This is a genomic window from Candidatus Krumholzibacteriia bacterium, assembly GCA_029865265.1.
Classification (GTDB): Bacteria; Krumholzibacteriota; Krumholzibacteriia; order WVZY01; family JAKEHA01; genus JAKEHA01.
In genome coordinates this window covers 104,163-122,947 of the sequence record JAOUHG010000009.1, presented here as the reverse complement: position 1 = coordinate 122,947, position 18,785 = coordinate 104,163, and the positions used below count along the sequence as shown (strand labels likewise).

11 protein-coding genes are annotated in these 18,785 nt (G+C 66.2%); 3 read left to right on the top strand and 8 right to left on the bottom strand.

The window, feature by feature from the left end; all coding sequences use genetic code 11:
• Window positions 1-145 precede the first annotated feature (145 nt).
• Window positions 146-2,839, bottom strand: a complete 2,694-nt coding sequence (locus OEX18_06435; GenBank protein ID MDH4336902.1) for a serine/threonine-protein kinase — start codon at window positions 2,837-2,839, stop codon at window positions 146-148.
• A 41-nt stretch (window positions 2,840-2,880) separates the two neighbouring features.
• Complete coding sequence (locus OEX18_06430; GenBank protein ID MDH4336901.1) at window positions 2,881-3,456, bottom strand: ECF-type sigma factor; 576 nt, start codon at window positions 3,454-3,456, stop codon at window positions 2,881-2,883.
• 443 nt (window positions 3,457-3,899) lie between these two features.
• On the opposite strand from OEX18_06430, the gene OEX18_06425 reads away from it, so the two are divergent.
• Both OEX18_06425 and OEX18_06420 read left to right on the top strand, forming a co-directional pair.
• Window positions 3,900-6,539 carry a S8 family serine peptidase gene (locus OEX18_06425; GenBank protein ID MDH4336900.1) on the top strand — a complete coding sequence of 880 codons (2,640 nt, stop codon included), beginning with the start codon at window positions 3,900-3,902 and terminating at the stop codon, window positions 6,537-6,539.
• Between the two features lie 288 nt (window positions 6,540-6,827).
• Window positions 6,828-7,379 (top strand): hypothetical protein, encoded by a 552-nt coding sequence (locus OEX18_06420; protein ID MDH4336899.1) that lies wholly within the window; start codon window positions 6,828-6,830, stop codon window positions 7,377-7,379.
• Window positions 7,380-7,453: 74 nt separating this feature from the next.
• Here OEX18_06420 and OEX18_06415 read toward each other — a convergent pair whose 3' ends face one another.
• From OEX18_06415 to OEX18_06400, 4 genes are read right to left on the bottom strand one after another with little or no spacing between them, the layout of a single operon-like run.
• Entirely contained in the window at window positions 7,454-8,677 is a 1,224-nt protein-coding gene (locus OEX18_06415; protein MDH4336898.1) for an MFS transporter, read from the bottom strand.
• Window positions 8,678-8,737: 60 nt separating this feature from the next.
• Complete coding sequence (locus OEX18_06410; protein MDH4336897.1) at window positions 8,738-9,685, bottom strand: thiamine pyrophosphate-dependent enzyme; 948 nt, start codon at window positions 9,683-9,685, stop codon at window positions 8,738-8,740.
• Entirely contained in the window at window positions 9,685-10,848 is a 1,164-nt protein-coding gene (porA, locus tag OEX18_06405) for a pyruvate ferredoxin oxidoreductase (GenBank protein ID MDH4336896.1), read from the bottom strand. Before porA ends, OEX18_06410 begins: the two co-directional genes overlap by 1 nt.
• Window positions 10,845-13,085, bottom strand: coding sequence for an FAD-dependent oxidoreductase (locus OEX18_06400; GenBank protein ID MDH4336895.1), 2,241 nt, complete (start codon window positions 13,083-13,085; stop codon window positions 10,845-10,847). The genes porA and OEX18_06400 overlap by 4 nt, the downstream gene beginning before the upstream one ends.
• 158 nt (window positions 13,086-13,243) lie before the next feature.
• On the opposite strand from OEX18_06400, the gene OEX18_06395 reads away from it, so the two are divergent.
• Window positions 13,244-14,014, top strand: a complete 771-nt coding sequence (locus OEX18_06395; protein ID MDH4336894.1) for a HAMP domain-containing histidine kinase — start codon at window positions 13,244-13,246, stop codon at window positions 14,012-14,014.
• Window positions 14,015-14,244: 230 nt separating this feature from the next.
• On the opposite strand, the gene OEX18_06390 is transcribed toward OEX18_06395, so the two are convergent.
• Window positions 14,245-16,179: a T9SS type A sorting domain-containing protein gene (locus tag OEX18_06390; protein MDH4336893.1), complete on the bottom strand. Its 1,935-nt coding sequence runs from the start codon at window positions 16,177-16,179 to the stop codon at window positions 14,245-14,247.
• Window positions 16,180-16,198: 19 nt separating this feature from the next.
• Entirely contained in the window at window positions 16,199-18,598 is a 2,400-nt protein-coding gene (locus OEX18_06385) for a T9SS type A sorting domain-containing protein (GenBank protein ID MDH4336892.1), read from the bottom strand.
• Window positions 18,599-18,785 lie beyond the last annotated feature (187 nt).

Genomic DNA, 18,785 nt, shown 5'->3' with positions numbered 1-18,785 from the left:
TTGACAGCGGCCTCCTCGGACCGGGTAGAAACGATTTCAAACCTTGCAGGAGTGATGGCGACAACAGTGATGGCGACAACAGTGATGGCGACAACGGCCACGGGGAATGGACAGGAAACTTTCCTGATTCGAGGAGGGGAGGGGTCTAGCTGGCGGGAAGGCCGCTTTCGTGCATGGCGTTCACGATGATGGACCGTTCCAGGGGCGAAAGCGACCCCCACGAACGCACCGCGGGGTAGTTGGCGCGGAGCAGCTTCCTCCCCTCGTCCCCCCGTCCGAGGGCGACGAGGTTGGCGCCGAGCAGGCAACGCAAGCGGGCGATGCGGGGGTGGTCTTCTTCGAGTTGGGGGGAATGGATCTCGATTGCCGTTTGCAGCACGGGTTCCGCGTCCCGCGCATCACCGTGATCGAGGAGCAAGGCCGCGAGCAAGGCACGACCGTCGGCGCGGTACGAGTGGGTGGGGTTGGGCACGAGGGTGTCGATTTCCGCCACCAGCCCCTGCGCCACCGGGACCGCACCGCTCGTATCACCAGCGCTGTACGCCACGAATACGCGCTGCAGTTCGAGGAACGCGTTGGTCGCCGCGCGCGGCCGACCGGATTGTGCCTGGATTGCCACCGCGCGATCCAGGTACGGCACCCCGTCGGCGGGGCGTCCGCGAAGCGACAGCAGAACGCCGATGTTGCGGCTAGCGCTGGCGACACTGGGGTGGTTGGGGCCGGCGGCGCGTTCGTAGATGCCCATTGCCTCCGTTAGGAGGGCCGTCGCCTCGTCATAGCTTCTTTCTGCCGTGAGGGTGATGGCCAGCGCCTCGAGGCTGGCGGCCACTTCCGGGGAGTCGCCGCCAAACACGCGCCGGCGTGTCTCCAGAATCTCCCGTTCCAGCTTCTCAGACGTCTTCCAGTCGCCGAGCGCAGCGTACGTCGACGCCACGTTGTGCTTCACCGTCATCGTGTTGGGGTGATCGGCGGGAAGAGCGCGCTGGAGGATTTCGAGGGAGTGCTGAAAATGGGTCAGCGAGCGCGGATAGTTACGGCGCGAGCCCTCCAGCATGCCAAGAGCATTGTAATCCGCCGCCAGTTCGATGTCGTTGTCCGACGGGTGCTGCCGGCTGATGGCGAAGGCGCCGTCGAGCAGGCGTGCCGCCTCGTCGGGTTCTTTCTCCATGATGGCACTCGCAAGGTCACGCATGGCGGTACCCACGTCGGGGTGCGAATCCCCCAGCAGGGCGCGGTGGCGCGCAAGCGACTCGCGCATCAGCGGCTCGGCGGCGGCGCCTCCCTCCGTGAACGTGAGCTGGGCCAGGCTGTGGAACGCGCGCGCCGCATCGAGCTCGTGTGCACCGTCCTGCTCGTAAATGGCCTGCGCACGCTCGAAGAACGTACGCGCCTGCGGCAGGTCGCCGCGTGCCTTGTGGATCTCGGCGAGCACCTCCCACATACGCGCCTGCACGTCGGGCTGGTCCGCCATGTCGGACACAGACTTCTCGCTCTGGGCAATGAAATCACTGACACGCAGGGTGTCCCCGCCGGGCACCACGTAGGGATTGGACTGCTGGAACAGGTCCACCAGGACGCCCACCACCTCCTCGGCCTTGGCCTGCTCGGAGAGGGCGCGATCGCGCTCGTGGCGCACGCGGTGCGCCTGCTCGAGAGCAACCACGGCGAAGGCGACCACCAGGGCGACGAATCCACCCGCCACCGCGACGCCGGTGCGGTGCCGCGCGACAAACTTCCTGGAACGATAGGCAAGCGTATCGCGCTCCGCGTTGACGGGAAGCCCCGTGAGGTAGCGCCGGATGTCCTCGTCCAGTTCCTGCGCGGACTGGTAGCGCCGCGCAGGATCCTTGCGCAGCGCCATGAGAACGATCTTGTCGAGGTCGCCGCGAAGTGCTCGTCTGTTTTCCTTAGCCACCGTGCTCGGGGCGGCGGGTTCCACTTCGCAGATGATTCGCTCCACGTCGCTTGCCGCACTCGACGGAAACTGTAGCGGGCGTTCACCGGTCAGTATCTGGAATAGCAGTACGCCCAGCGAGTACACATCGGTGGCGGTGGTGACGCCCCCGCCGCGTACCTGCTCGGGCGCGGCGTGCTCGGGTGTCATCACGCGCTCGAACGGACGCGTGGTGAGTACGTCCGAATCCGGCTCCAGCAGCTTTGCGATCCCGAAGTCGAGCAGCTTCACCTCGCCCGACTGCGTGACGAGAATGTTGGCCGGCTTGAGGTCACGGTGCACGACCAGATGGACGTGCGCCGCCTGCACCGCGGCGCACAAAATGCGAAAGAGCTGCAGCCGCTCGCGCAGCGCCAGCTCCTGCGTCTCGCAATAGTCGGTGATGGGCGTGCCGTCCACGTACTGCATGACCAGGTAGGGACGGCCGTCGTCGCTGATTCCGCCGTCCAGCAGCGATGCAATGTTGGGGTGCTCGAGGTGGGCGAGTATCTGGCGCTCGCGGCGAAAGCGTTCCGCCATTTCCGCCGCGTGGAGCCCGGGGCGCATGAGCTTGACCGCCACCTTGTGCTCGTAGTGCTCGTCGTCGCGGGCGGCCAGGTACACGTTGCCCATACCACCGCGGCCGATGAGGCGCTCGATGCGGTACGCGCCCACGCGCCGGCCGATCATCGCCTCGGCGTCCCGCGCCGATACGCCGTAGGCGTCTTCCCACTGCTCCGGACTCAACCGGCGTTCGCCCTCGTGGGCGGTGAGCATGGCGTCTACTTCCGCGCGCAGGGCGTCGTCGCCCCCGCACGCCGCCAGCAGAAACGCGGCGCGCTCCGCCGGTTCGCGGTCGAGGGCGTCAAAAAAGATGGTCTCGATTCGTTGCCAGTCTTGCGTCATGGCTGTGAACTAGTGGCGATGATTGCGCGGCAAAGCGGACATCACGGGTCCAGTTCCTGGACCACTTCCTTGCGCAGCCAGGCGCGGGCAGCGATCCAGTCGCGTTGCACGGTCTTGGTGGAGACATTGAGCAGGGCCGCGGTCTCTTCCAGCGAGAGTCCGGCGTAGAAGCGCTGCTGCACCACCTCCGCGCCACGGGGGTTGATCTCCGCGAGACGCGTGAGGGCTGCGTCGAGGGCGAGGACCTCGTCGGCTTCGGTGTCGGAAAGCAGGTGTTCGACCTGGTCGAGGGGGACGTTGGCCTCGCCCCCGCCCCGCTTCTGCCGGCGGCGGGTCCGGGCGTAGTCCACAAGCACCCGTCGCATGGTGGTGGCCGCCACGGCGAGGAAGCGGGTGCGATCGGGGGCGCTGATACGGTGGTGTCCTGCGAGCTTGAGGTAGACCTCGTTGACCACGGCGGTGGCGCTCAGGGTGTGACCCGAGCGCTCCGAGGACAGGCGGTTACGCGCCATGGCGCGCAGCTCGTCATAGAGGAGGCCGACGACGCGGTCGAGGGCCGCCGGGTTGCCGTCGGTCATCTGGCGAAGCCATTGGGTGACATCGTGGTCAGCGGCCATCGCGGTTTGAAGAGCGACGCGGCGGCGCGGCGCGCGGGATAGGGACAGGTGCTTCCCAGGGTTGAAGATCCAGGTCGATTGTATGGGCGGGGCGCGCGGTCGGTCAACGGCGTCAGTGGCAACCGGTTTGGCCAGAGGCCTTTGCACCATCTTTCACATACATTTGTGTGGACCGGCGAGGGGGAGCGCTCCTAGCATTCCCCGTCCGCGGAGGCCCGCGGATGATCGCCCCGGCCGACCCACCTGATCCTCGGCCGGGCGTGCGCACACAGAAGTGGCTGTTCCTGCTGCAGCCGCGAGGGGGGAATCCAACAACCGTTTAATCGGATGTTGGGTCGCGCATGCGACCCGGCCGCTGGTGCTTTGGCGCTTCGATGGAAGCCGTGGTGCTTCCGTGGAGGCACGTCGTGCGAGTCGTTCGAGTTAGACAGGAGAACAGCAACATGAATCGCAAGACATTGCTGGTTTGTGTGTCACTGCTTGCTCTGGTCGTCTTGTTCTTTGCGTTCGCTGCGTTTGCCGCGGCGCCGCGCGCGTTTTCGCCGGTACAGAAGGGCTTCGTCCCCGCGGGGGACCAGGTCCTTCCGTACGCGCCGGATCGCATCATCGTCAAGTTCACCGATTCGAGTGCCAAGCGCTCAACGCTAAGGGTGGGTCCGCAGTTGAATGCGGAGGCGCCGGGTATCGAGACGGGCCTTGCCTCCGTCGACGCGCTCAGCCGCCGCGTGGGCGTGGTCAAGATCACCCGCCCGTTCATCGAGCCGATGAACACCATCGCGGCACAGCAGGCAGGCGTAAACCGTACCTACATGCTGCACCTGGTACCGGGCGCGGACGTCGAAGAGGCGGTGCGTCAGTATTCTGCGGACGCCAACGTCGAGTACGCGACACCGGACTGGCTGGCGTACCCGGCGGTGGTGCCGTCGGATCCGCTGTACCCCAATCACTGGGGCCACAACAACACCGCACAACTGCCCGGCCTCGACTGGGGCGGGACATACTCCCACACGCTGCCCACCACCGTGGGCACGCCCGGATTCGACACCAACGCGCAGGCGGGCTGGGACGGGACGGCGGGCTTCGGCAGCGCCAGCGTGATCATTGCCATCATCGACTCGGGTGTGAACCTGAGCCACCCGGATCTCAACCTCGTCACCGGCTACGACTTCGGGAGCAACGACAGCAACCCCGAAGACAACTCGGCGGCGCCGGGACACGGCACGGCGTGCGCGGGTGTTGCGGCCGCCCGGGCCAATAACGGTCTGGGCGCGTGCGGTGCCGCACCGGGGTGCAGGATCATGCCGCTCAAGGTGGCCAACAACGCGGGGTCGATGTTCTTCTCGGCCATCGTTAACGCCATCTACTACGCGGCGGACAACGGCGCCAACATCATCAGCATGAGTCTGGGGGCGGCAATCTCCAGCGACCCGTCCACCGACGCCGCCATCCTGTACGCCAACAACGCCGGGGTCACGATTCTTGCCGCCACCGGCAACGAAAACATGAGCACCATCAGCTATCCCGCCATCAACGCCTACGTCATCGGTGTGGGTGCGGCGTCGCCCTGCGGCGACCGCAAGCGCAGCAGCAGCAGCGCTTCCGAGGTCAACCCGGGTGTCAGCACCGATCCGCGCGGCTACACCTGCGACGGTGAACGCTGGTGGGGATCCAACTACGGTGTCAACACTGCCAACGCGGCCGGTGCGGTGGATATCATTGCACCCACCATCCTGCCCACCACAGACATCCAGGGCAGCGGCGGCTACGTGAGCGGCGACTACGAACCGTTCTTCAACGGCACCTCGTGCGCCACGCCGTACGCGGCGGGCGTGTGTGCGCTTATCAAGTCCAAGAACCCGGGCTACACGCCGGCGCAGATCAAGAGCCAGCTCACCAGCACCGCCCAGGATATCGTGAACGTGGAGTCGGGCGCCGGCTGGGATCGCTACTCGGGCTACGGCATGGTGGATATCAACGCCGCGGTCGGCGGTGGTGGCGGCTGTTCGCCCACCGTTACCGCCAACTTCTCCGGCTCACCGACGTCGGGTGTCGCGCCCCTCGCGGTGAGCTTCACCGATCTTTCCACCGGCAGCCCCACCAGCTGGAGTTGGAACTTCGGTGACGGCGGGACCTCGACCGCGCAGAACCCCAGCCACACCTACACGGCGGCGGGGAGCTACACGGTGACACTCACCGCCACCAACGCGTGCGGCAGCGACCCGGAGGTGAAGTCGGCGTACATCTCGGTGACCGGTGGCGGCACCACCTGGACCACCATCACCTACGATGACTTCCAGAGTGGCATGGGCAGCTTCACCGATGGCGGCGCCGACATGTCGCGCTATACCGGCGGAACCTATGCGTGGGAAAGCACGGCCGCGGGTGATATCCAGGACAACAGCGGCACCGCGTCGTCGTTCTATACAACGACCGGCCGCAATGTAACCGCGTACCAGACCCAGGAGATCGAGTTCTACTTCCGTGCGCAGAGCATGGAGACGGGCGAGAACTTCTACGTGGAGTACTACAACGGGTCCGCGTACCAGATCGTGGCGAATTACGTTTCGGGAACGAGCTTCAACAATGGTTCCTTCTACGTGGCCACTATTACGTTGCCGCGCAGCACGTACACGTTCCCCACGGGTGCCAAGATTCGCTTCCGCTGCGATGCCAGCGACAACAACGACGATGTGTACGTCGACGCGATCACCTGGCGCGCCACCACCTCCGTGCTCGGTTCGGAGCCGGTTGCCAACATCGCCACGGCCCGCAAGGCGGGCGGCGTGGAGCCCGCGCTGGCGCCGGAGGCCCCGGTTGCACTAGGCAATTCGCTGGACCAGAACTACCCCAACCCGTTCAACCCGCGCACGACCATCTCCTTCACGCTGGCGTCGGAGGGCCACGTCCGCCTGGACGTCTTCGACGTTTCGGGAAGGCGGGTCGCCTCGCTGGCCGACGGGACGATGGGGGCCGGCCGGCACGCAATCGACTTCAACGCGGCGGGCCTGAGTTCGGGCGTATATTTCTACCGCCTGACGGCGGGGAGCTTCGTCGAGCAGAAGAAGATGGTTCTACTGAAGTAGCCTCGCAACTTACTGTGTAGCTGCTAATTAAGGCGAGCGGGCCAGCTGCGGCTGGCCCGCTCGCGTTCTTCCCCCGCCCGCCACGGAGAGCCGAAGCCCTTCGCGCGTTGTCAGCAGGTCCCGGAACGTGCTATAATACACGTGTTCAATAATGACGGAGGATGTGTGCGTCGGTCACGCGAGTGCGTGGCGGGCGCCGCGTTTGTTTGGCGAGTCGAGCGATGGGGAGATAGCGCCGCGTCGAAGAACATATTGCAAAGTGTGAATCCCGAACCTCGAGGAGAGTCCATGATGATCAAGCGCTATCTGTTCTATGTTGCGATGCTAGGAATTGCTGTGATCCCGGCGATGGCCAGTGCCAACGCCCGTCTGATCAGTGTTACGTCCGTTTCCGGCGGCTGCGTGTCGGGCCCGACCGGCCCCGCCGTGCAGGCGTGGGATGTCGAACCCGGTGAGACCTACCGCCTCACCATCGACAACGTCGCGGAGTGCGCCAATGGTGGCACCGACGCCACGCTGAACGTGCGCGTCAACAGCTCCGGCTCCGGGAACTTCGATCTCGTCGCCACCTATGTTGCGGATGGCGTGTACGAGTTCGATTTCACGATGCCGTCCGATGCCACTTGTACGTTCCCCATCTTCTACTGCACGACGCCGGGGAGCAGTTCGACCGGCATTTTCGTCACCCGCAACGACGGTGGCATGTTCCAGGCGCACCTGCGCGCGGCCACCTTCGAGCCCGGCTGCACGAACCCGGAGGAGATCCTCGGTCCGGACTGCCAGACGGTCCCCACCGAGAACACCACCTGGGGCGCGGTGAAGGATCACTATCGCAAGTAGTCTCTAAACGTCCCGCAGCAATCACAAGCCCCCGTCGGCATCGGCCGGCGGGGGCTTTTCTTTGTCCGGCCCTCTCATGCGGATGGTTCGCGCAGGTCGCGGCCGAAGGCGGCAAACCATGTGGTACCGATGATGCCAAAGGCGAACGCCGTCATCAGGTTCAACTCCGGGCTGATCTGCCACAGGAAGGCCCCGCCCAGTGCGGCGACGGAAACCACCACGTCGCGGATCAGGTAGTAGAGCCCGAACATCCCCGCCCGGTTCTGCTCCGGGCAAAGATCCATGATGAGCGACTTGCGCGTGGGGTCGCCGAACTCCTTCAAGCCCCGCACCACGAACGCCACCACCAGCCATTCAAACGAGTGGCAGTAGAAGAGCACCAGCGGGAATATCGTGAAGAAGACGAATGTGATGAGCACGTAGCGCTTCTTGGCACCGCGATCGGCCAGGCGAGCGACAGGTATATAGATGAGCATCGCCACCACCATTTCGATGGTGGTCAGAAGGCCGAACTGCACCGCCGTCACCGGCGCCGCGATGGTCTTCATGCACCACACCACCACGAACGCGTAGGGAATCTGCTCGCAGAAGCGGATGAGGATGTCGCTCACCAGCAGGCGCTTCATGGCGGGGTTCATGAGGCGGTAGAGTTTGCGCGGGTCGCGCTCGGCTGGCGACGCAAGGGCCCCGGCCGTACCCGGCGAATCATCCGCGATGAGGCGCTGTTGCAGGAACAGCGCCACCACCGCCATGGCCATTGCGGCCACGAACGCCAACCGCACGCCGTCGCGCTCGCCCCACAGCGCAATGAACACGCCGCCCAGCAGCGGGCCGATGGCCTTGGGGACCCGTCGCACCAGCGAGAGCATGCTCACACCCATGGTGCGCTTGTGCTGGGGCAGCACCTTGTACAGAAGACTGATGGTGGCGGGAAGAGAAAGCGCCGACCAGGAGAGGAACAACACCGCGCCCGCCAGCACCGCCTGCCACGCCGGAATCAGAATGACCAGCGCGAAGCCCGCAATGGCCACCAGGTTGAAGACCAGCAGCGCGCGCTTGACGCCCATGCGATCCGCCAGGTAACCGCCGGGAAACGAGTAGAGCGCGGAGAGCAGGTTGTCCATGGCCTGCAGGAGGCCGATGGCCATGGCCCCGCCGCCGAGTGCCAGGATGTAGATGGGCAGGAAGCGCTCGGCCATGTTCTCGCCCATGCCGACGAGCACCACCATGGCGAGCACACCCACGGTGCTCCGCCGCAGGGCGAGAAAAGAGACGATGCGGTGGGTGCGGGAGGCCATGGCGCGGCCAATTGTAACCGCGCCGCAGAAAAGATGGGATGGACTATCGGGCCGGGGTCGCTAGTCTTCGAGCTCGGCGGAAACGTCCAGCGCGCTGGCGCCCTGGATGCGGACGTGGCGGCGCAGGATCTCCCACTGGCGGCGGATGCCTACCTCGAGATCCTCCACCGACACCTTCGACTTGGTGAAGCGTCCCTGCCCCTTGATGAAGGCGCGCAGCGCTTCCACCGAGAAGGAGGGCTCCACGTTGATGGTGTACTCGTCGCCGTCAACGATCTCCACCACCGGATACAGCCCCGACTCCACCGCCTGGCGGATCAATTCGATACCGTCGGCCGGTTCGGACTTCCAGCCCGTGGGACACGGGGAGAGGATGTGCAGAAAGCGGAAACCGCGCGCGTCCAGCGCGTGACGGAACTTGCGCATCATGTCCTCGGTGTGCGCGATGGATACCGACGCGGTGTAGGGAACGCGGTGCGCTGCCATGATGGACAGAATGTCCTTCTTGGCGTGGTGTTTGCCGCCCGGCGTGGTGGTGGTGGATGCACCCACCGGCGTGGCCGAGGAACGCTGGCCGCCGGTGTTGCCGTAGATCTCGTTGTCGTAGCAGACGTAGAGGATGTCCTCGTCGCGCTCCGCTGCCGCACTCACCGTGGCCATGCCGATGTCGTAGGTGCCGCCATCACCGGCAAAGCACATCACTCGCGTCTTCTCGCCGTTGAGTTCGGCCACGCGCGCCAGCCCGCTTGCAACCGCCGCGGCGCCCGCAAACGTCGACGCCACCACCGGGGCACCGTAGGCGCTGTACGGGAAGGAGCCCGCGGTGACGATGCCGCAGCAGGCGGGAATCACCATCTGCACGGGACGGTCGGCGATGGCGCGGCTGATCATGTTGAGCGTGATCGACATGCCGCAGCCGCCGCAGTTGGTGTTGCCAGCGCGCAGCAACGGCTCGCAGCGATCGGCCTCGGTCTGTGCAACGCCTCCCAGCACCGGTTCGTTCTTCATCACTCACCCGCCTCCATGAATATCGGGTCGCCGCTGGTTTCGCGCGTGGTGACATCGTTGATGATCCACGTGATGTGCTCCGGTCGGATGTCACCGCCACCCAGCCCCACCAGGTAGTTCTGGATCAGCGCCTGCGGATCCGCGAGGGAGCGGATCTCACCCCACAGAATGCCGCCCAGCCCCGGGGACAGGTTGCGGTCGATCACGGCGACGCGCGTGCGGCCGCGCAGCGCGGTCGTCAGGGCATCCTCCGGCAGCGGGCGGTGCATGCGCACGCGCAGCCCCCCCGCCTTGATTCCGCGCGCGCGCGCGTCATCCACTGCCGCGCGAACCGTGCTCGCGGTGGTACCCATGCTGACCAGCACGACATCCGCGTCGTCCATCTGGTAGGGAACGATGGCGTCGGGGGGGCGGCGCCCGAACACCCGCTCGAACTCGTCCTGCACGTCCGCGTACGCGGCGTGCACCTGCTTCATGACTTCGATGTGTTGCTGCTTGTGCATCTCGGTCTGGTGCGGGAAGTCGAGCCCGCCCACCAGCCGCGGCTTGTCCTCTACCCGGAAGGGCAGGTCCAGCGTCGGGAGGAACTCGTCCACCTTTTCCTGCTCGACGATGTCGGTCATCATCATGGTGTGCGAGAGCACGAAGGCATCCTGGCACACCATCACCGGGAGGTACACGCGCGCATCCTCCGCGAGGCGGAAGGCGAGCAACGTGGTGTCGAACACCTCCTGGTTGTCCTCGCAGTAGAACTGAATCCAACCCGCGTCGCGCAGCATCATGGTGTCGCCGTGGTCCACCCAGATGTTCCACGGGGGACCCAACGTGCGATTGACCGCCATCATCACGATGGGCAGCCGAAAAAAGCCGGCCGCGAACACGTTTTCCGCCATGTAGGCGAGCCCGTTGGACGACGACGCGGTGAAGGTGCGCGCGCCCGACAGCGCTCCGCCGATGCAAACACCCATCGCACTGTGTTCGCTCTCCACGCGCACCACGGACCCTTTTTCGATGGTCGCGGCGCACAGCCGCTCGATGCACTCGGTCTGCGGGGTGATGGGATACACGCCGCTGCAGAATCCGCGCCCGTTGCGGTTGGCGCGCGCGGCCAGGATGGTGGCCTCGGCCGAGGCGTGGTTGGCACTGATCAGTTGCATGCTCATTGTGGGAACATCTCCATCGCGCCGCGCGGGCACTCGGCCACGCAGATGCCGCAGCCCTTGCAGTACTCCAGGTCGATGTCGTACCCACCGCCGTCCCTGGCAACCACGCGGTCGATGATGCCCTCGGGGCAGTACACCAGGCACGTGTCGCAGCGGGTGCAATGGCCGCACGAGAAGCAGCGTTCGGCTTCGCGCGGGTCGGGAATGCCGTGGTTGGTTTCGTTGAACGTCTTGATACGCGTGGGCACCGGCTCGTGACGCTCCACCGCCGCGGGTCGGGGCGCGAAGTACTCCAGGCGGATGCTCTCGAGCGGAACCGCCTGCACCTTGTTGGGCCGCACGAAGAGCTTCACCTCTTCGCCGAGGCTGGCGAGCGCGCGGCCCGCCGCGCGGCGGCCGTCGCCGATGGCGTGCGCGACTGTGCCCTCACTGGTGGCGTAGTCGCCGGACACGTAGATGTTGGTGGGCTGTCCGTCCCGGTGCACGCGGCCGTCGGTGATGGTTGCGTCAGCCGGAAGCAGTCCTTTGTCGGCGGACTGTCCCAGTGCCAGCAGCACGTGGTCGCATTCCATCAGCGCCGTGCGGTTGCTCACCACGGGACGGCGGCGTCCGCTCTCGTCGGGCGGACCCATCTCCACCTCGGCCAGTTCGAGGGCATTCACGCGGCCGTTGCCGTGCACGGCCGTGGGCGCGCGCTGGAAACGGAACACGACGCCCTCGTGCTCGCTCTCCTCGATTTCCTCCAGGATGGCGGGCATCTCACTGCGCGTGCGGCGGTAGGCCACGGTGACGCGGTTTGCACCCGAGCGGAGCGCGCTGCGCGCGCAGTCCATGGCCGTGTTGCCACCACCCAGCACCACCACGTGGCCGGACACCGCTTCGCCGCCGTCCATGTTGACGCGATGCAGGAAGCGGGTACCGTCTTCCACGCCGTCCAGGGTGACGCCGGGCACGTCGAGTTTTGCCGGCCGGCCGAAACCGGCCGCCAGGATCACGGCGTCGTATTGCCCGCCGAGCGCGAGGATGGAATCGCGGTCGAGAAACACGCCGGTGTGTGCCTCGACGCCGAGCGCCATGATGGCGTCGATCTCGCGGTCGAGGACCTCGCGGGGCAGACGGTAGGTGGGGATCCCGGTGCGAAGCACGCCGCCGAGTTCCTTTTCGCCCTCGTAGATGGTGACCTTGTGACCGCCACGCGCCAGGTCGTACGCGGCGGACAGGCCCGCCGGGCCGCTGCCGATGATGGCGATGCGGCGCTGTTCCTTCGGGGGGAGTTCCTTCTTCTGCACCAGTGGCGCACGGTCGCCGATCCAGCGCTCGAGCGCGCGGATGTTCACCGCACCGTCGTAGTTGGCGCGGCTGCAGCCCACCATGCACGGCGCGGGGCATACGCGCCCGCACACCGACGCGAGCGGCTGGGTGCGTCCCAGCACCTTCGCCGCGGCTTCTTCGCCCTCGTTCATCAAAGTCTGCACGAAGGTGACCACGTCGTTGCCGGCCGGGCAGAAGGCGTTGCAGGGCGCAAAGTGCTCCACGTAGCGCGGCAGTTGCGTGCGCCAGCTGCCGGTCTTCAGGCCGGTGGGCGCGCTCTGCTTGTGCTCGGTGAGCGGCATGACCGGTGTGCCGTGCTTGAACGACGCTGCTTCGGTTGGCGGCGCCGTGCTCGCCGAACGGGCCGCCTGGCCCGTGGGGGTATCTGCGACGAGCACGGCGTCGAACGCCTCTCTTGCCGCGGGGAGGTTGCCATGCAGATGAAGGTCACGATACGCAAACTCGAGCGCGTCGTAGGGCAGCCCCACGATCTTGCAGTACGCGCCCGCGATGGTCGTGTTGACGATGACCACCGACCGGGTTCCGATGCCGTGCTTGCGCGCAATGCTGGTGGCGTCCACGGTGGCCACCTTGAATCCACCGAAGCGCTCGGTGAACGCCGAGGGCGGTTCCGGTGTGTTCATCAGGAGGAGGCCGCCGGGCGCGAGGCCGGACACGACATCGTCGCTGAGCAAGGTCGGGTCGAGAATCAGGAGGTGGTCGGGATGATAGACCTTGTTGCGGTTGGAAATCGGTTCGTCGCTGACGCGTGTGTAGGCGCGAACCGGGGCGCCGGAACGCTCGCCGGCGTAATCACCGAAAGTCTGGACGCTCTTTCCAAGGCGGGCGTAGATGGCGGCAAGTATCTTGGCGCACGTCACACCACCCTGTCCGCCCCGCCCGTGAAGCCGGATTTCAAGTGTCATAACGAATGCGGCCCTCCGATGCCGTGCTTCTCAAGGGAGTATAGCTATTTAAGAGTGTGTTGTCTTGTATTTTATTTAACTGTAATATTTATAATGCATTAGCGTGAATATCGACCTTGGGGCCCCGGACACCGACGGGGGGTGATATAGTGGTAGCCGTGAAACGATCGAAGGAAGCAGTGGTGGCCTCCATCGGCGAGGCCCAGCGCCAGTTGGAGACAGCCCTGGCCACGCTGGAGCACATGCCGGTGCTGAGCCCCGACGCCATCGCCTATACCGCGCACGCCCTGGACAACTACCTCACCGTGGCCGGCGGCACCATCGAACTGCTCGCGCGGGCGCTCAAGGACAACCGTGACCCCGACGTGGTGCGCTGGCTGGAGGGCCTCAAGCGCATGACCGAGTCCATGAGCCACAGCATCAACCAGCTCATGGGCACCACGGCGCACACCGACTTCGACCTGCGCCGCGAGCGCATGGATATGGCGCAACTGGTGGGACGGTGCTGCAGCTTCTACGAGCGCGTCGCCGCCCGCAAGCAGATCCGGATGATCTTCGAAGCACCCGCGGAATTGCCCGATGCGGCCGGAGATCGCGTGGCGGTTGCGTCGGTGATGGACAACCTGCTCTCGAATGCGGTCAAGTTTTCCCCGCCGGGAAGCACGGTAACGGTGTCGCTGCGCTATGAGCCGCCCGGTATCGTGTGCGGCGTGCGCGACCAGGGGCCTGGCATTACCGACGAAGACCGCAGGCGGCTGTTTCAGCGCGGCGCAACCCTCTCCGCGAAGCCGACGGCGGGAGAGCCGACCAGCGGCTACGGGCTGGCGGTTGCGAAGGACCTGGTCACCCGCCAGGAGGGCGAGATCTGGTGCCAGAGCGAACCGGGCCGGGGCGCGGAGTTCCTCTTCAAGCTGCCGATTTTCCGTTAGCTGCGCATCGCGCCGCGCTCGGGAATTGATGCAATTGCATCATGGACCCTCACGCGCGATGCACGCATACTGCTTAGTGGCAAGTGTCCTAGCGAAGTGGCCGACATCGCCTTCAGACGTCCCCTTCTCGGACGTCTGGCGATCAAAGCGGCCAACAGAATGACGGCACCGGTAACGAAGCCACCCTACGTCCCACCGGTGTCGTCTTTCTTTTCTCGCATAATCCCGCTTCAGCGCTGAATCACAAACTTGTGCGTGGCCGTCTGACCCGCCGCGCGCACGCGCACGATGTACACGCCGCTCGCGAGCCGGCGGCCGTCGTCGTCGCGGCCGTCGAAGTCGATGGTATTCCAGCCCGCGTTGAGGCCGTCCACGCGCCGAGCCGCCACCCGCCGCCCGGCCACGTCGAAGACGTCAACGTTGGCGGTCCCGGCAACCGGCAGACCGACGCGCAGCGCGGTGCTGGCGCCGAACGGATTGGGGACGTTGGCGCCCAGGGTGAGGCGTGAGAGCGCGGGCGGGGTGATGCCCGACGCCACCGGTGCGCTGGACGCGGCCGTGACGACCTCGGATTCCCAGAATACATTCAGATTCGAGGTGAGCGCACGCACGCGCCAGTCATACGGCGTGTTGTCCTCGGGCGTCGTGAGGAGCAGGCTGTAACTCGGCGAGTAGCGCGCCGGCTGCGACCCGGCCGGCACCCACGACCCGGTTCCCGCGGGCGCCCGGTACACGGTGTAGGAGGTGATGCGCGTGTTGGGGCGCGCGTCGAGCTGGCTGGCGTTCCACTGCACGAGCACGGCGCCGCCCTGGTCCTGGGGGTTGTCCGCCGCCACCACACCGTCCGGCTCCGGCCGTCCGGGCTCGCCGTGTGTGAGTTCCACGCGTTGCACGACGCCGCCCACGCCGGGTGCGCACGCGAAGACGTGGTTGCCGTCCACCAGGCCCACGCCGGTGGCGGAGACGGAACTCACCACCTGGCTCACCACTGTCTTGTCCGCGCCCCACACCGAGGTGCCGTACTGGTTGAAACGTTGCATGCGCAACTCCACCTTGCCCGCCACCGAGACCTTGGCGGCAAACAGCGAGCCACCGCTTTCGTCGAGCACGACGTCGAAGAACGACGCAGCCGAGATCATGCGCACCCCGCCCGCCGGCCACACACCACCGCCGTTAATATTGATGCGCTGGGCGTAGGTTCCTCCGCCCGGGACGCGAATGTCCCGCCACGCCACCAGCCAGGTGGGGTTGCTGGTTTCGCGCAGGACGCGTGGTACCCGCTGGTTCCCGGACACGGGTGCGATTCCGACTCCGTTCGTGGCCCACATGCGGTTGCCGGAGGCGTCGATGCGTTGGGCGTAGATGTTCAGGTACGGGTTGCGTCCGTCGCTCCATACCGCGACGAAGCCGCCGGTGCCATCGGGCGCAATGTCCGGGTCTTCCTTCAGCACCGGATAGTCGTTCACGACCACACCGTTCGGTCCCCACAACGCGTTGCCGTTCGCATCCACGCGCTGCGCGTGCCAGTCGTCGATGCCGTCGTTCGCGTCCTGGTACTTCCACATCACGATGTATCCGCCCATGGCGTCGCCGATGGCGCGGAGGTCCGGGGTGAACTGGTTGACGGTGGTGGCGGCCACCGGGTGCCCGCTCTGCGGGTACAGGGGTGCGCCGGCCGGCCCGATGCGCTGGAAGCCGATGAAGGACGCGAACTGGAAAAACGCCACCGCGCCGCCGTCCCCCGTTGCAACCAGGGCCGGCCCCGCGCAGCACGCGTCGTACATCTTGATGCCGTTGGCCCACAGCTTCTGACCGCCGGCGCTCACCCGCTGGGCGTAGCCGTCGTTGTTGGTGATGGTGTATCCCACGATGACGCCGCCAGCACCGTCGGCGACCACGTCCGAGATGTACTTGCCGTAGTCCGCCGTACCCACCACGGCGCCGGCCCACGCGGGCGTTCCGTCGCCGTTGATGCGTTGCACGATGACTGCGTCGCCCGGGTTGTTTCCCACCAGGAAGGCGCCACCGTTTCCATCCGGCACCACGAACGGCATGAGGTCATCGCCGCTGCCCAGCGGATGCGCGCCGTAGAGGGGCCAGTCGGCGGAGGCCGATGCGGCGTTGAGCGAAATCAGTGCGATGAGGATCAAGATCGATCGTTTCATGCGTGTCACCTTGTTCCCGTCAGCGTTGCAGGACGATCTTGCGGACCCGGCTTTCGGATCCGGCCGTCACGCGCCAGAAGTAGACGCCGCTGGGGAGCGGCCGCCCGTTGTCGCCGCGGCCGTCGAAGCTGATTTCGTTCCACCCCGCGTCGAACTGCGCCACGCGCTGCAGTGAGACGCGCTGCCCGGCCACGTCGAACACCTCGATGGTGGCGGCGCTACGCCCGGGCAGCCCCACGCTGAAACGCGTCGATGCATTGAACGGATTGGGCGTGTTGGGGCGCACCGTCAAGGCACCGATGGCCGGCGTATTTATGCCGGTGGGGGTGGCGGTCATGGCCTCGTTGCTCGGTACACTCTCGTTGTCGTGCACATCGCGCGCGACCACCACATAGTAGAGCGCGCTGAGCGGCACGCCGGTATCGGTGAAGGTCAGGTTGGTGGTGGACCCCACGAAGTTGAGCGGGTCCACGGCCACACCGGGCAGGTCCGAACGATAGATCGCGTAGTCCTCCAGGTCCGGCTCGTTCTGTCCCGATGGCGACCACTGCAGGTCCACATTGCTGCCGTCGCGCACGGCGGTCAGCGACAGCGGCGCCGCGGGCGCGAGATCGTCGGTGGAGCTGCCGGTGACCACGTCGGACTCCCAGAAGACGAAGGCATTGGTTGTGTGCGCAAGCACCTGGAAGTAGTGCAGCGCGGGATCGCCCGCGGTGGCATCCTGACGCGTGGGGGCATTGGCCGAGTAGGAAGGCCACTGAAACGCGGTGGTGTTTCCCACCCATTCCCAGTAGTAGGTGCCCGCGGGAGTGGTTTCAATGTAGCGCGCAACACCTTGAAAGTCCGCCGCTACATCTCCCCGGGACTTCACGCGCGCGTTATCGAACCCGGCCGGCACCTGCCACGCCGCACCGGCTGGGACGAAGTCGGTGGCGCGCCACAGTGAGTAGTAGGTGACGAGGTTCATGGGGATGTTGTCGCGGTCGCTCGCGTCCCAGTCCACCTGCACAAAGCCGCCCTCGTCTCCCGGAACATCGGTCACGCCGGCAAGGAGCGCGTCCGGCGCACCGTACGCGCCGGTGAGCGAGTGGAAGCGTTGTGCGGAGACGTCGCCGTCGTCCCACAGGGAAATCATGCCCGCCCCGTCGGCCACCAGCAGCGCTCTGACCGTCCGCAACGAGGGCGTCAGGGACACGGGGACACCGTTGGTGGCCCAGGAGGGCTGGGCCGTCTGGATGTCCACGCGCTGTGCAAACAACTGCGGAAAGCCGCCGTTGCGCGTGTCGCTCCACGTGGCCACCACGCCGCCGATGCCATCCAACGCCACCAGCGGCGTATTCTGGCTGCCGGTTGTCGCGGCGAGCACGATGCCGTTCGGTACCCACACGATGTCGCCCGCGGCGGTGAAACGCTGCGCGTGTACGTCGGCATCCGCGGTCGGGCCGCTGTCCCACACGACGAACGCACCCCCGGCACCATCTCCGGCGACCGCGGGTGCATTCAGCGCCGAGATCGGGATGCCCGTCGTCTGCCACTGCGGAACGCCGCCGGCGGAAGCGCGCTGCACCCCGGCACCGCCACCCGTCTTCCATCCCACGATCATGCCGCCGGTGCCGTCGCGGTCGACATTGAGCGTGGGCAGGGTGGCGCTCACCGTACCACCGCTCAACGGAGTGCCGTTCAGCATCCACAACTGACTGCCGCCGGCATTCACGTGACCACCGTAGATGCGCCAGGTGCCGTCGCGATTGTCACCCCAGGCCAGCACGACGCCGCCGGCGTCGTCGCTGGCCAGGCGCGGGTTGTACTGGTAGTTCGCCTCGGCCGATACCACCACGCCGTTGGTCGTCCACAGGTCGTTGCCGCCGGAATCGATACGCTGCATGTAGATGTCGGTGGAACCGCCGAAGCCGAAGTTCCAGGTGATGAACGCACCGCCGGCGCCGTCGGAAAGAATCTGGTTGCCGGCGTGGTACCCGGGCGCGGTGCAGACGGCGTTGCCGTCCGGCGTCCACAGCGGTGTTCCACTTGCGTCCACGCGGCGCGCGTATATGTGGCTGTCGATGATACGCAGGTCGTCCCAGGTGACGATGGCGCCGCCCGCGCCATCCGGCGCCACGTGCGGCCTGGACTGGTTGCCGGTCGCGCCGCACACCAGAACGCCATCCGGCGTCCACAACGCGTTGCCGTTGCGGTCGAGGTGCTGGATGTAGATGTCGGCATCGACACCGCGCGCATCCTGCCAGACGATGAAGGCGCCGCCGGACCCGTCGGAAACCGCGTGCGACGCCGACTGGTCACCGGCAAGGGCGACCACCGGGATGCCGTTGGCAAGCCAACCCGCGTTGCCCGCGGAGGGAATCAGAAGGAGGGCGCAGATGAGCGCGGCGTGGGTCCACCGCGAACGGCGATTCGACATGGGACACCTCCGTGCAGCCGGGAACGGGTTTCTACGGAGGGACGGGGACCGTGGTGAGGCGGTCCGCGACGCGAGCCGATTGAATACCCCGTAATTGTAACTCAATACGTCAGTTGCGTCAATGGGCCCGTGAACAGTCTTGCCCCTCACCACTATGTGCGCCGTTTCGACCCGCGGGGGATCAAAA